We start from the raw sequence: 13,627 nt of genomic DNA, 5'->3' as shown, positions 1-13,627 counted from the left end.
AGGTGACTGACAACGATCAACTCGGGTGCCCCTTCTGCCGGATCGTCCGGGGCGAGGATCCGGGCGCGCGCGAGGTGTTCCAGAACGAGCACGTGGTCGCTTTTCTGCCGTTGGAGCCCGCGACACCGGGTCATACGCTGGTGGTGCCACGCGGACACGTCCCGGATCTGTGGTCACTGGACGGTGACGTTGCCGCGCACCTGGCGCGCGCGACGTTGCGGCTGTCGGAAGCGGTCCGGCGAGCCACCGATCCGGAGGGGTTGAACATCATTCAGTCCAATGGCAAGGCGGCCGCGCAAACGGTGTTCCACCTGCATGTCCACATCGTCCCGCGGTGGACTGACGATCGGATGGGCCCGATCTGGCCGGCCGCGAGGCGGGCACCGGAGACGGACGACGTCTGGCAGGCCGTGCGGCGCGAGTGCCTGGCTGTGGGGGAACGGTGACGCAGCCGGGCATCGCCGCGGACGACCGGCGCAAGCATCTCGACTACATCCAGGCCGTCGTGACGCGGATGTCGGCGGCGTCGAGCACGGCGAAAGGGTGGCTACTCCCGGTCGTGACCGCGACCTACGGGTTCGCGCTGACCAAGAAGGCGTTCGCGATCGCCCTGCTGGGGATCGCGGCCGTGCTGCTCTTCTCGCTCCTCGACGCCAACTATCTGCGGCAGGAGAAGGCGTACCGGCGGCTCTACGACGCGGTGGCGCGTGGGACCAAAACCATTCCATCTTTTTCGCTCAACCCCGCGGACGCCGAGGACGCGGGCCCGGTGGCGACGACGTTCGGCGCGAAGGTCCGGCGCGGCCTGGCCCGATGGTTTCCCGGCGCGGACGTGTGGCTGTCCTGGTCGATCGCGCCGTTCTACGGTGGGCTGGCGGTCATCGGGCTGATCACGCTCGTCGTGGCGCGGTGACGTCGGCGTCGAGGGTGTTGCGCGCCTCCCAGCCGGCCTTGAGGTCGGCCAGCAGGCGCTCGGCGGACCGGGCGGCGCCCGGGGCGACCGGTTCGGTGAGCAGTTCGTCGGCGGTGCGGCGCAACGCCGCGGTGAACCGCACGCCGTCCGGGGTGAGCGAGCCGGACCGCTCGATGGCGGTCAGGCCCCGATCCACCTGGAGGCGGGACTCGGCGAACCGGAGTTCCGCCTCGGTGATCTCGTCGCGCAGCGACCGCCACGTGTCGGCGACGCCGGCGAAGGCATAAACCCCCTGTAAAAGGCCGGCCAGCGGTCGCGGATCGACGCGCCAGGGCGCAAAATGCAGACGCCGGTCGCGAGGATTGGTCAGCTGGTACATGTCCAGGAAGGCGCTGAGCTTCGAGTGCTGGAACTCGTGCACCAGCGTCACCGCGAAGTCGTGGGCGGAGAGCGGCTGGGTCAGCCCGCACGCGCCGAAAACGTGCCGCAGCGACGCGCTCTGCGCCGCGTCGGGATTCACCCGGTGCAGCGGCACCAGCGACCTCATCCCGGCGCTCAGCTCGACAGCTCGCGGTGCCACATGGTCGGTCAGCAGCTGACAGGTCTTGCCGAACAGGGCCTCCCACCGTTTGGCGTCCTCGGTGCTGAGCCGCCCGGCCGGTGGCGTGTGGTGACCGTGCCGGTACGGGTGCAGGTCCTCCAGGTCGACCCGGGCCGTGCCGCCGTCCAGCTTGCGCAGCGGCAGCCATCCCCGGGCCTCGTCCGCCGGATCCGCCGGGACCTCGAGCCCGGCGCCGTCGACGAAGACCACGATGCGGCCGTGGCTCGTCGTCGCCTCGAGTTCGTGGTGGCCGCCGGCCACGACCGCGCCGAGACCGGGCAGCATGGCCGCGCCGTGGTGCACCGGGATCCGGACCGAGGCGTCGATCTCCGCGGCGGCGGCCGCCACCAGCGCGATGGCGGCCAGATGTCCCATCGCCTGCACGTCCGCGGGGTCACGGGTGACGCCGCGGCCCGCGATGGCCGCCCAGCCACCGACCATCGGCGCGCTGACCACGTCGGCGAAGCGATCCGGTGCGGCGATCCGGGACCGTTCCAGGACGTCACGCAGCGGCTCCGGGTCACCGGGCCAGTGCGTGAGCAAGCGCCGCAGCATGATGAGGTGCCGGCTGCGCCGGACCTCGGTGAGCCGGTTCACCGCCGCGGCGCCGCCGAGACCGCTGCCGACCCGGTCGAACATCGCCGACGCCAGACTATGAACCGTCAACAGATCGTCTCCTACGCAGATCGGCGGACACCGTCCGTTGCACGTGCCGGACGAAGACGTCCAGGTCCGTGCAGTAGACCGAAGGCGACCGGAAGCCCGCGCCGGCGCGGTAGCGATGCACGTAGTGCCCGCCACCGCACGCCTCGACGAGCGGGCACGCCCGGCACTCGTCGGCCAGCGCCGCCCGGCCGATCTGCCGTGCCACCACACCCGGATCGTCGAGGGCCGCGTCGAGGTCGTCGGTGCGGACGTTCAGGCCGGTGGCCGCTGCGCCCGGGTACGCGACCTTCAGCGCGTCGACCTGCTCGATATCCCCGTCCGACTCGATGACGATGGCGCCGGACGGGCTGAGCCCGAGTTGTTCGCTGTCGCTGCGGCCGCCGAGCAGGACCCGGATCGCCGACTCGAACAGGCGGACGCGTGTCGGCGACTGATCGGCGTACCAGCGGTCGAAGAATGCGATAAGCCACTCGGCGTACGAGGGTGCGCCCATCGGTCGTGGCGGCGGATCACTCCACGTCGCGTGCGGCAATAGAAGGTCCATCGCCGGCGGCTCGAAGGCCATCAATTGCTGGTATCCGAGTTCCGGATCCGTATTGACGTTCACCGTTGTCAAAAGTCCTGAGTACGAATTGCGGTACTCCGGGCGGCGAAGAAGATCGATCCCGCGGGCGACGGCCGAGAAGCTCCCACGCCCGTCTTTGAACCGGCGGTGCTGATCATGGGCGGCCGCGGTGCCGTCGAGGCTGATGCCGACCCTGATGCGATGGGCCACTAGGGCGCGGACCGTCGCCTCGGTCAGCAGCACGCCGTTGGTCTGCATGCCGATCTCGACGTGGCAGCCGGGCGGCACCGCCCGGCGCAGGGACTCGGCCAGGGTGGTCAGCCGGTCGATGCCGTAAAGCATCGGCTCGCCACCGTGCAGCACCACCCGCAGGTCCTTCAGGCCGTGTCGCCCGGCATGCGCTGCGATCCGCGCGATCGCGGCGTCACGCACCTCGCCGGGCATCGCCGGCGGACGGTCCCGCCAGCTCTGATCAGCATGTTCGTAGACGTAGCAGTAGTCACAGGCCAGGTTGCAGCGCTGGTGGACCTTGAGGATGACCTCACTGAACGGTTTCGGGCGCCAGCCGGTGGCCTTCAGCGCCTCGACGTCGAGTTCGGCATAGGGCCAGGGCGCCATGGTGCGTTGGACGTCCCGGACACGGCCGAACAGCGTGGCGGGAGTCAATGGCAAGCCTCAGGGATTCGGCGGAGGCGTGAGCGAGCTGAATGCGCTCAAGACGCCGTCGGGGTCGTCGAGCGACCTCAGCACCTGGTCGGCGCATCGGCCGACGATGGTGCCGTCGTCCGCGTCCAGCGGCGTGACGGGCTCGGCGGACACGTCGGGCGTGGCCGCCCAATCGGTCGCGTCGCGCGTTTCGTCCGAGTGGACGACAGTCATTGTGACCTCCATACCTCCTGCCAAACCGGCATCTGTCTCGGCGGTCTGGCATTCACAGGATCGCATGTCCGTCGTCCGTGAACAACCAGCCGCCACGACGTCGATAAATGCGATCTTGCAATCACGTCACCGGTAATGGTGGCATGCTGCGAATATGTGATGTGGTGGGAAAATTCTTGATCTAGCAATTCGATGAGATTGCAACGGTCAGAACGGATGCGGGTCCAAGGTGCGGGGCAGGTACCAGGCCTCGCGCAGAGCGCCTACCGCGGGATGCTCCGCGCCCAGCGAGGAGATGAGCCGGGCGACGACGTCGTTGAGCTCCGACTCGTACCGCCGGCCCTCCTGCTCGCGGCGGACCAGCAGGAGGTTTCCCTCGCACAGCAGCGAGTCGGGATGGTCCGGACCGAGCACGTCGTGCATCTCCCGGAGCAGCGACTCGAACTTCTCCCGCGCGCCGGCCAGGTCGTTCTGCTCGGCCAGCACGATGGCCAGATTCATGCCCGCGGCGATCGTGTACGGGTGCTCGGGCCCGAGCGCGGTGACGAGGCCTCGGCTGGCGTGCTCGGCGAGACTGCGCGCCCGCACGAGGTCGCCCGCCGCGCGAGCCGTCGCGGTCCGGTTCGTCGCGCAGGCTAGGCGGTGCGGGTGGGTGTCGCTCAGGCCGAATCGCTCGTACGAGCTGTCGATCAACTCGAACTCCGAGCCGGCACTGTCCACCTCGCCACTCGCCAGTAGGTTCACCGCACGACTCAGCCGGGCGCCGAGGGTATCAGGCTTGTCCGGGCCCAGCAGATGGTTCAACTGCTCGTACGCCCTCTCGAGCAGCGGCGCCGCCTCATCGATCTGGCCCGCGCTGCGCATCGACACGGCCTGGTTGACCAGTAGGTTGTAGTACCGCGGGGTCCGCTCGCCGACGGCGGCCCGGAACCGCTCAGCGAGCTGGGCGAGCAACTCGGCCGAGCCCCGATAATCGCCTGCTTCGCGCAGGTCACGGCCGAGGTTGGTACCGGCCAGCAGCGTCATCGGACTGTCGTCGCCGAGATTGGCGGTGCTGCGCTGATACACCGTCTGGTCGTGCTCGCGTGCGGACCTGAAGTCGCCGACGAGCCGATAGGACGCGGCGAGGTTGTTCAGTGCGGTCAGCGTGCGCGGATGTTCCTCGCCAAAGACCGTCGACCAGGCGGCATAGGTGACCTTGTCCTGCTCCAGAGCCTCCGCATAGAGCCCGAGGGCACGCAGGTCGGCGCTGAGGCTGCCCGCTGTCATCAGAGTGTGCGGATGATTGGCGCCGAGCAGGTCGCTCTGTTCGGCCCGCACCTTCTCGTTCAGCGCGCGGGACTCGGCGAACGCGAACTCGTCGCGGATGATGTTGCCCAGGTTGAATTGCAGGTGCAGGATCTGACGCCGCAGCGAATCGCGTTCCTCGTCGGTGACCAGCCGGTCCATCAGGTCCTGCCATCGCTCGACATGGCGTTCGGCGAAGGCACGCGCGCCCTTGTTGTCACCGGTCAACCAGACGTAGCGCACCCGGTCGATGATGAGGCGGCGGACCGCCTCATCGCGCGATTCATAGGCCTCGGACAGCTCGATGTGCGGCCAGATCATCTGGAATCGTGGCCAGGTCAACGGGTTGTCGACGTCGTCACGGGGCCGCGCGGCGGCCAGCACGGCGTGCACTTCGAGCCGGGTCGCCGCGATCTCCTCCTCCGACATGCGCTGCTTGACCACGTGCTGGAGGAGCCGGTGGACGTGCACCCGGCGGTTGGACACGTCCAGCCGCAGCAGCGCCAGCTTGCTGATCGTGTGGACGAGCGACCATCGATAGGCGGTCTCGGTGACGGCCGGGTCGAAGGGACGCAGGACCTCGGCCATCCGGTCGCCGTAGATCAACTCGAGCGAGATCTCCGGCGCGAGCAGCGAGCAGAGCTGCAGCAGGCGGTATGACCCGGCCGAGGTCTCCCGGAGCTGGGACAGCGACAGGTCCCAGGTCTTCTCCACCGACGGGTTACCGGGACTGGACAGCACGCCGTCCGGCCGCTCCTGAATGTCGCGCAGATAGTCCTCGACCGGCGCCCCGGTCTCGGCCAGCCACGCGCCCGCGGCGGCGACCGCGATCGGCAGGTCACCGAGGAGCTCGGCGATCCGGCCAGCGTGCTCCTTGCGGATCGTGGGCAGCCGCTGCTGGAGGTGCGCCACGCTCTCCGCGCGCTGGAAGACGTCCATCTGGATGGTCGCCTGATGCTCCGACCACTGCCGGTTGCGGGCGGTGATCAGCACGTGGCCGCCCGGCCCGGACGCCAGGTACGGCTTGACCTTCTCGATGTCCTCCGCGTTGTCGAAGACCACCAGCCAGCGGTCGACCACGTCGCCGCGTTCCAGTTTCTGCAGCAGCGCCGCGGCCTGATCGGCGATCGTGCCCTCCTCGCCCGACTCGACGCGCTTGCCCAGCGTCGCCAGTTGGGTGTCCAGGGAGGGGACGTCGGAGGCGTCGATCCACCAGATCACGTCGTACGCGTTGCGGAACCGGTGCGCGTACTCCAGCGCCACATGGGTCTTGCCGATGCCGCCCATGCCCTGCAGGGCCACCGACTGGTTGCCCAGGAGCGCGCTGGCGCCTTGATCCTGCAACTGTTCGCGGAGTCGGAGAAGGTCCCCTTCGCGGCCGGTGAACAGCATGTTGCGGATCGGGGCGTTGAACACTGCGGCCGGCGTGCCGGGAAACCGGACGCCGATCCGGCTCATATCGATATCGGCCGTCGGCCGGCGGACCAGCTTGAGAAGGCGCTCGATGGCCGTCGCTTCCGGCTGCCCGAAAAGGAACGCGTTGTCCTCGGCGGCGCGGCCACGGAACGGCCGCACGTCGGCGATATAGGCCACGAGGGGAGCGCGCGGGTCGGGGCGGTCGAGGGAGATCCGCGCGGCCTCGGCTTCAGCGTTGGTCTGGGACACCAGGCTCAGTTGGCGTGCGCCCTCGGTGCCCGGGTCGGCTCGAATGCCCGTCTCCACCATGGTGACCGTGATGTCCGCCGCCTGCAGCACATCGGACACCCACTCCGCCCACAGGCGATCGACCGGGGCGTACCTCAGATCGACCTTCTCCTCGGCCCGGGTCACCCGCCGGGCGAACTGCGCCACGGTGCGGATGCGGAGATCCTCGCTCATCGCCGGGAGTTCGGTCACCACCCCGTCGGTCAGGTATCCGGCTAGGGCGACGTAGGACGCCAGCATCGAGGTGGGCACGCCGGGCTGGTCACCCAAGGTCGCCAGCGTCTCCTCGAAGGCGTAGAACGCCCGGTACGGAACCTCGACCGTCGCCCAGTATCGATCCTGCTCGGAGGCCTCCATGCCGGCCGGCAGCCCGGCGAATCGCTCACGGGCGAGGAACCGGCCGGCGTCGACGCGTTCCTTCTCGGCGGAGTCGACGCGCATCGGCACCGGCAGAACGCGGACCGGGCGTACGCTCAGGCCGATGCTCGCGGCGACTTCGGCAGCACCGTAGATGCCCTGGTCGCTGAAGGTGAAACAGTCGACGAGCACGTCCGGCAAATGGCGCGTGCAGATTCCGGCGACGTCACTCACGCCGGTCCGGCTGTCGATCAACGTGTAGTCGTAGTTCTTTTTCATGTCCGCGCGCAAGGCGTCGAACAGTTTTCCGCCATCGAGTTTGTCGTAGAACTCGTCCCAGTTGCGTTCATAGACGCTCCGGGCGTAACTCGTGTTGTTCTGGCCGGCCGGCATGAAATCAATGCTGCCGCCCGAGGGGAAGTGCTTCCAATCCAGCGAGAACGCGAACTGGCTGACCCGGGCGTATTCGGCCTGCCAGTCGCTGGGCCGGTCGGCGTCCCGCCGGGTGGCCTCGTCGTAGCGGTTGACCATCTCGACGACGCCGTCGGCGTCCTGCATGGCGCTCGGTCGAAGGAACGGGTGGAAGAATCGGTGCAATCCCGGTGATTCCAGATCCCAGTCGGCGACCAGCACCCGATGACCCGCGCTCGCCAAGATCCAGGCCACGTTGGCCAGGGCCATGGTCCGGCCGGTGCCACCCTTGTACGAATAGAACGTGACAACGGTGCCATCGCGGTTCTCAGTCATCGATGTCCTCTTCCTGGGATGGACCAGCATCGTCGGTGATCCTGGGCATCGGAACCACAGCGCCCTTGGGCAGGAAGACGGGCGCCGTCTTCAGATATGCCCGGAGGGTCTCATCGATTACGATCGGCATTCTCTCGACCAGTTGATCGGCGTACAGAATGCGTCGCACCTGTCGCCGGACGCTTCCCAGGATAACGTTCACGGTGGCGGTGAGTTCCGCCCCCCGATCGCGGTACTGGGGGTCGTCGCTGTCGGCGATCACGACCACCTCGGCCCATTCCGGCAGCCGATCCGCGACGGCGTCCACGGTCTCGCGTCCCCCCGGCGAGTCCAGGATCCACGGATCCACGAGCACCAGAACCGCGCCTTCGGCCAGCGGCCCGAATCCGATCTGCGCGTCGGTGAGCCGAGGCGCCAGATGGCGGTGCTCGGCGAGGTTGGCGGCCATCTGCGCCGGTGAGAGCGGCGTCTCGCCCCCGAACGGATGCCACTCGACGGCGAGCTGACCGTAACCGGCTCGGGGCCGGTCGCGGGGGAGTGCGGCGCGGACCGGCGCCAGCACCATGACGGTGAGCCGCATTCCGGCCGGGCCGGGCTCCGGCGCCTCCGCGTCGTCGATCACCGCCGGGGTGGCCGGGCGCGGCCCGGCGGCCTTGGTGATGGCGACGATCCGGCGAGCCAGGGTGCCCACGATCTGGTGGTACGCCGGTTCGTAAGCGGCCAGCCGGCACAGCGCCCGCAGGCCGTTTTCCTTGTAAGCCTCGGCCTGAGTGTCCAGCGTCAGCGACGCGAGCCGCTCCTCCTGATGATTCCAGGGTTCCCATGGCACCCAGAGAACCGGGAGCAGGCGCAGTGCCCGCTCCCGCCCGGTCAGCCGTCGCACGTAGGCGGCACGCTCCTGCAGGGGGAGGGTCTTGTTGAAGTACTTCGGCGAGTACAGCGCCACGAAGACGTCCGCATGACTGAGCGCCCGGCTCAGGTCCGCTTTCCAGTCGGCCGACGGCTGGTCGATGTCGTCGAAGTGCCCCACGACCGGGGGACTGTTGCTGCCGAGAAGTGCCCGGACCTCATCGGACAGCCTGGTGAACAGGTCGCGCACCGTGCTGTCGCCGTCCCCCGGCGTCCCCGGGCCCATCGGGGCCGTCCTCGCATAGCTGAGGTAGAACGCGTATCGAGCCGGATCGGATGGTGTCACACATCCTCCTCGAAGTCCGTCGACAGGATGGAGCTGTCCGCTGGCACATCCGGTCTGACCAGACACGACCGGCGTACGTGGTCCACGTGCATCGCGATCTTCCAGACGATGGCGCGGTAAGCCGTGTGCTGGCCGGAACGGATGAGGCCGAGCAGTCCGTTCTCGCGATATGCCGTCTCATAACCAGGATCAGGCAAGCCGGGCGGAAAGTAGATGCCGATCTGGGAGACCCTTTTCGGAAGCTCCAGGGTGGGGTGCAGCGGCATCCAGATCACCGGCACGATCGCGCGCTGGTGCTCTCGCGCCAGGGCCGGGTCGCGGATGATCTCGCGCCGGGCGAAGGCGTGCCACTCCCGGGCGCACCACTCGCTGTCCCGCAACAGCGGCTCGGACAACAGGCAGACCAGCACCTGGCAGGTGCCGATCGCGGTGAGCAGCTGGCGCTCCCACTCCGTTCCGAAGCTGTCAGCGCGGTCCAGGTATCCGGGCTTGTAGTTCAGCGGGGCGCCGATCAGTTCCCCGACGTCATCCGTCAGGTCGTCGAAGAACTGGAGGATCTCTTTGCCATAGGGGCGGCTGGCAACGGTGGGGCGGTCCGGAATGAACGATCGTCGGTAACTGACGAAGAACAGGGGAGCGTCCGGCGTCTCCGGAAGCTCCTTGGACACTGCCCGCCCCCTACGATCACGTCACCGGAGAGGGCCGACACTAGCATCCAGTGACCAACCGCCTACAGTGCTCGCGCCGGGGTCTACCGTGGATTGGCGTAATAGGGGCCGATGGGCTGCAAGGGCCGGTCCCCTGATCCGGTCAGCCAGCCGAGGACGGTGGGAAGGATCCCCATCGCGCCGAAATGCGCGGTCTCTCGCTGGATGCGGACTTCCGCGTTCTCGATCTGGCGAGCGAGCCACAGGGTGTGTTCGACCGGTGCGAAATTGTCCCGCTCGCCATGCCAGAACAGAGTCGGCTGCAGGATCTTCCCGGGCTCGAACCCCCACTCGCGGCGCAGCGCCAGGACGTCGTCGATCCAGCCGTAGGGCCCAAGGCGCATCGCCTCGCGATAGGTGTCGGTCAGCAGGCCCTGAATCGTGGAGCTCCGCACCGCTGATTGATCCGCCCGGGTCATCTGCGAGCGAAGGTTGTCCAGCATGCTGGCGGGATCGCGCTTGGCCCGATCGGCCTGAAGGCGCAGGCTCTCGATGAGCTTCGCCTCGTCGTTGTCGGCGTGCGAGTAGTCACGGACGTTGGCGTCGGTCATCCCGCTGTACCAGTCGAGGTCGGGCGCGTCCGGGGGTGCCAGGGTGACCAGCGCGGCCACCCGGTCAACCCGGTCGCCGAGGATTGCGGCGGTGGCCAGCGCGTGCGGCGCCCCACCGCTGCGGCCGACCACGGAGAAGGTGTCGACGCCGAGGTGGTCCGCGATGTGCCTGACGTCCTCTGCAGCGTCCGCGACGGTGCGATCCTTGCGGCGGTCCGAATCGCCGTAGCCCGGCCGGTCGTAACACACGAGCCTGACCCCGAGCTGGTGCAGAACGATGGGGCGGACCTTGGGGCCGAGGCGGCTGCCCGGTGTGCCGTGCATGAGGAAGACCGTCGAGCCGGATTCCATTCCGGATATCTCGACGCCTAGTCTCCTGCCGTCAGGAGTCGGCACCAGGGTCGCAGGCGATGAGACCACTCACGCCCTCCCCATTTGGCCACGGTCAAGCATCCATTGGTATCGACGTTTCCCCAAGGACATCGGGTCATAGTGCCACGCCGCCTCTAAGGGTGTCACGACCATCCTTGCACTTCCGGGCGATGAGTCGTCCGGTTATAGACGATATTCCTTGAGGCGTGGTTGAACCTCGAGGCTTCAACGCCGACGGTAGCCGCGAGGTCACGGCGGGCTCGTGGATCACCGGGTGAAAAACATCGCTGCTGGGGCACGGTTTCGCCGTATGCGGGCGCCCCGGAATGGCGATTCGGCCGAATGCCGCGTCGCCGTGGCGCCCGCCGATCATCCAGTCGGTGGTGACAGGTCGGCTACCCCGGGGCCGGCTTCGTCATCCCCCGATCGGTGGGACCTGGATTCCGCTATCGCGCAACCGGTCGAGGCGCAGCGAATCGATAAGCGACTGGTCCCAACCGTCGGACGTGGACATCCATGATCTGGCGGCACCCGCCGCCGGATCCGGCGCAGGCTTCCCCGGGAGAGCCTGGTGAGCCGGGTAGCCCGCACAGCCGGACGAGCTGCCCGCCGTCGCCGCCGGACACACCCCAGATTGCGGCGCCGTGACACGGCCCCGCGGTAGCCCTGACCCGGATGACGAACACCTCAAGGCATCACGCACAGTAATCGGGTAGGGCTGCGGGACGGGTCGCGGTTGGCGTGGGGAAAGTGGGATTTTCAGGGATAAAAATGGGAAGCAAAAAGGCCGTGACCCTTGTTTCCGCAGGTCACGGCCTTGATCGTTTGTGCGCCCGAAGGGACTCGAACCCCTAACCTTCTGATCCGTAGTCAGATGCTCTATCCATTGAGCTACGGGCGCTCACTCACTTGCTAAGTCAGCCTACAACACCGACTTTCGCGCGGAGACTCCGGGATTCGAACCCGGGATGGGCGGTTAACCCAAACCGCATTAGCAGTGCGGCGCCATAGACCAGACTAGGCGAAGTCTCCCCGGTGCCCCGAAGGTCACCGAGGCTTGACAATACCGGACCCCTGGGACGCCGCACAAAGAGGGCTACATCCGGCACACCACGGATCTCCGCAAGGGGTCGCCAACAGGCGAAACGTCGCTTCAGCGGCTAGGCTGCGTCGATGGAGGAGAACACCCGCCGCCGGTCGCCGTTCACCACCCCAGAGCAAGATTCACAGCAAGCCCCGGAGCAGTCGGCCCCGGCTGAGCAGCGCGCGGCCCGCCGCGGCGCGCCGCCGGCGGTCACGTTCCAACCCCCGCGTCCCGGCCCAAGTGCCGAAGGTCACCCTTCAGAGCCTTCCCCGGGTACGCCCAAAGCCCCCACCCCCGCACCGAAGAATGCCCCCGCCCCGCCGGTCGGCCCCCGCAAGCCCGCCCGCAAAGCAACGCCCCGGCCGCCCGCCCCGCCGGCCGAGATCCCGGCCCAGGCCCCGGCCCAAGTCCAGGTCCCCGCCCAGCCCGCCCGAGCGGAAGAACCCGCCACAAAGGCAGCCCCAGCAAAAGCCGCCAAAAAGGCAACCCCGCCGAGCAAGGCGACCCCGGTGAGCAAGGCAACCCCCGCGAAGAAGGCCACCCCGGCCAAAAAGGCGGCCCCGGTCAAGCGAACCCCCACCGCCAAGCCGCCCATCCCGATCGCGGAAACAACAGCCCCGCCGGAGCCCACCCCGCTCCCGGTAACCCCGGCACCCACGGCACCCACGGCACCCACGGCCGAGGAGACCGCTGACCTTCTCTCCCAGCTGCTGGCCGACCCCGTCAACGCCCCGAAAACCCTCGCCCTGACGGCTGTCCAAACCCTCGGCCCCCGCGCCCGCGACCACGTCGCGAACCTGCGCGCGATCTACCCCACGGCCACCCCCGAGGGTCTGACCCGCCTGACAACGCAGACGTTCGCCCGGGCAGCGGTCCTGCGCGGCTCGCTGACCGCGATCACCGGCCCGTCCACAGCGATCGCGGCCATCGGCATCACGCACGCCGAGCTGGTGCTCCACCTGGCAGCGATCCACGGCCTGGACCCCACCGACCCGCGGCGAGCGGAGGACATCCTCAGCTGCGCGCCGATCACCGCGAACGTTGAGGCACCGGCCAAAGCCCTCGCGGCCCTCGCCGCGATCAGCTACATCAACCGCGCGCTTCCCGGCACCAGCCTGCTCACCACGATCCTGGCCGGCCACAACGCCATCGCGGCAACCGCGACCAAGGCCCGCAAGCTTTACACCCGCAGCCAGTCCAGCCAGTTGTCCGGCAGCAGCTGATAACCCACGAACGCGGTGATGTCGAGTAGCGCGTGCGCCACGATCAACGGCATCACCCGCTTCGTCCGGATGAAGAACAGTGCGAACACCACACCCATCACCGCATTGCCGATGAACGCGCCGAACCCCTGATAAAGGTGGTACGACCCGCGCACCACGGCCGAGATCGCAACGATCCACACCAGCGACAGGTTCATCGTCCGCAGCCGGGTGACCAGGTACCCCACGACGATCACTTCTTCGAGGATCGAGTTCTGCAGCGCGGACAGGATCAGTACCGGCACGGTCCACCAGTACGGCGCCAGGGCCGACGGGACGATCTGTGCGTTGATTCCGAGCTGCAATGACGCGTACACAAGAAGGAGCCCGGGGATCCCGATGGCCGCGGCCAAACCGAAACCCCAGCCGAGATCGAAGCGGGGTCTGCGGTAATCGATGCCGAGCTCGCGGCTCGGTGAGATGCGATCGCGCAGCAGCAGAAAGAGCACCAGGGCGACCGGGATCAGCTCGAAGAAGATGCCGAGCAGCTGCCGGGTGAGGTCGAGGTACGGCCGCGCCGACTGCGGAGCGTTGAGAACCGCGGTCTGCTGGGCCAGCGGCGCGGCAGCGGTGAGCTTCGCCGCCAGCGACACGATGGCATAGGCGGCCGACTGCCCGAGCGACAGCAGCAGCACGATGGCGATCTCAACGGAATACCCCGGGCGGGTGGCCTGCTGCCGGTCTTCGAGAGTCACCGGGCAACTTTACGGCAGGCACAAACGGTCCTAATTCATCAA

General features: G+C 68.1%; 11 protein-coding genes and 2 tRNA genes. 3 read left to right on the top strand and 10 right to left on the bottom strand.

Annotated elements, in window-relative coordinates:
- Positions 1-2 precede the first annotated feature (2 nt).
- Positions 3-446 carry an HIT family protein gene (locus B0I29_RS46445; protein WP_220091548.1) on the top strand — a complete coding sequence of 148 codons (444 nt, stop codon included), beginning with the start codon at positions 3-5 and terminating at the stop codon, positions 444-446.
- Complete coding sequence (locus tag B0I29_RS46440) at positions 443-913, top strand: hypothetical protein (RefSeq protein ID WP_220091547.1); 471 nt, start codon at positions 443-445, stop codon at positions 911-913. Before B0I29_RS46445 ends, B0I29_RS46440 begins: the two co-directional genes overlap by 4 nt.
- Here the strand turns inward: B0I29_RS46440 and B0I29_RS38330 are convergent.
- The 9 genes from B0I29_RS38330 to B0I29_RS38290 form a co-directional block, all read right to left on the bottom strand.
- Complete coding sequence (locus tag B0I29_RS38330; RefSeq protein WP_146617040.1) at positions 891-2,180, bottom strand: aKG-HExxH-type peptide beta-hydroxylase; 1,290 nt, start codon at positions 2,178-2,180, stop codon at positions 891-893. The genes B0I29_RS46440 and B0I29_RS38330 overlap by 23 nt on opposite strands.
- Positions 2,167-3,417, bottom strand: coding sequence for an FxsB family cyclophane-forming radical SAM/SPASM peptide maturase (locus B0I29_RS38325; RefSeq protein ID WP_245973115.1), 1,251 nt, complete (start codon positions 3,415-3,417; stop codon positions 2,167-2,169). Before B0I29_RS38325 ends, B0I29_RS38330 begins: the two co-directional genes overlap by 14 nt.
- A 3-nt stretch (positions 3,418-3,420) precedes the next feature.
- Positions 3,421-3,624 carry a hypothetical protein gene (locus B0I29_RS38320; protein ID WP_146617039.1) on the bottom strand — a complete coding sequence of 68 codons (204 nt, stop codon included), beginning with the start codon at positions 3,622-3,624 and terminating at the stop codon, positions 3,421-3,423.
- Positions 3,625-3,831: 207 nt separating this feature from the next.
- Positions 3,832-7,719: an FxSxx-COOH system tetratricopeptide repeat protein gene (gene fxsT, locus B0I29_RS38315; RefSeq protein WP_111654077.1), complete on the bottom strand. Its 3,888-nt coding sequence runs from the start codon at positions 7,717-7,719 to the stop codon at positions 3,832-3,834.
- Positions 7,712-8,914 carry an FxsC protein gene (gene fsxC / locus B0I29_RS38310; RefSeq protein WP_146617038.1) on the bottom strand — a complete coding sequence of 401 codons (1,203 nt, stop codon included), beginning with the start codon at positions 8,912-8,914 and terminating at the stop codon, positions 7,712-7,714. The genes fxsT and fsxC overlap by 8 nt, the downstream gene beginning before the upstream one ends.
- On the bottom strand, positions 8,911-9,582 hold the full coding sequence (locus B0I29_RS38305) for a TIR domain-containing protein (protein WP_111654075.1): 672 nt from the start codon (positions 9,580-9,582) through the stop codon (positions 8,911-8,913). Before B0I29_RS38305 ends, fsxC begins: the two co-directional genes overlap by 4 nt.
- Positions 9,583-9,665: 83 nt before the next feature.
- Entirely contained in the window at positions 9,666-10,523 is an 858-nt protein-coding gene (locus tag B0I29_RS38300) for an alpha/beta fold hydrolase (protein WP_111654074.1), read from the bottom strand.
- 849 nt (positions 10,524-11,372) lie between these two features.
- Positions 11,373-11,445, bottom strand: a tRNA-Arg gene (locus tag B0I29_RS38295).
- Between the two features lie 41 nt (positions 11,446-11,486).
- Positions 11,487-11,576, bottom strand: a tRNA-Ser gene (locus tag B0I29_RS38290).
- A 561-nt stretch (positions 11,577-12,137) separates the two neighbouring features.
- Here B0I29_RS38290 and B0I29_RS46140 point away from each other — a divergent pair.
- Positions 12,138-12,851: a hypothetical protein gene (locus B0I29_RS46140; protein WP_181558193.1), complete on the top strand. Its 714-nt coding sequence runs from the start codon at positions 12,138-12,140 to the stop codon at positions 12,849-12,851.
- Here the strand turns inward: B0I29_RS46140 and B0I29_RS38275 are convergent.
- A complete protein-coding gene (locus B0I29_RS38275; RefSeq protein ID WP_111654071.1) occupies positions 12,809-13,585 on the bottom strand; it encodes a CPBP family intramembrane glutamic endopeptidase in 777 nt (258 codons plus the stop codon). The two genes, B0I29_RS46140 and B0I29_RS38275, sit on opposite strands and share 43 nt — an antisense overlap.
- Positions 13,586-13,627: the final 42 nt, after the last annotated feature.

It is taken from the genome of Actinoplanes lutulentus (assembly GCF_003259845.1).
Classification (GTDB): Bacteria; Actinomycetota; Actinomycetes; order Mycobacteriales; family Micromonosporaceae; genus Actinoplanes; species Actinoplanes lutulentus.
This window is presented reverse-complemented; position numbering and strand designations above follow the sequence as displayed.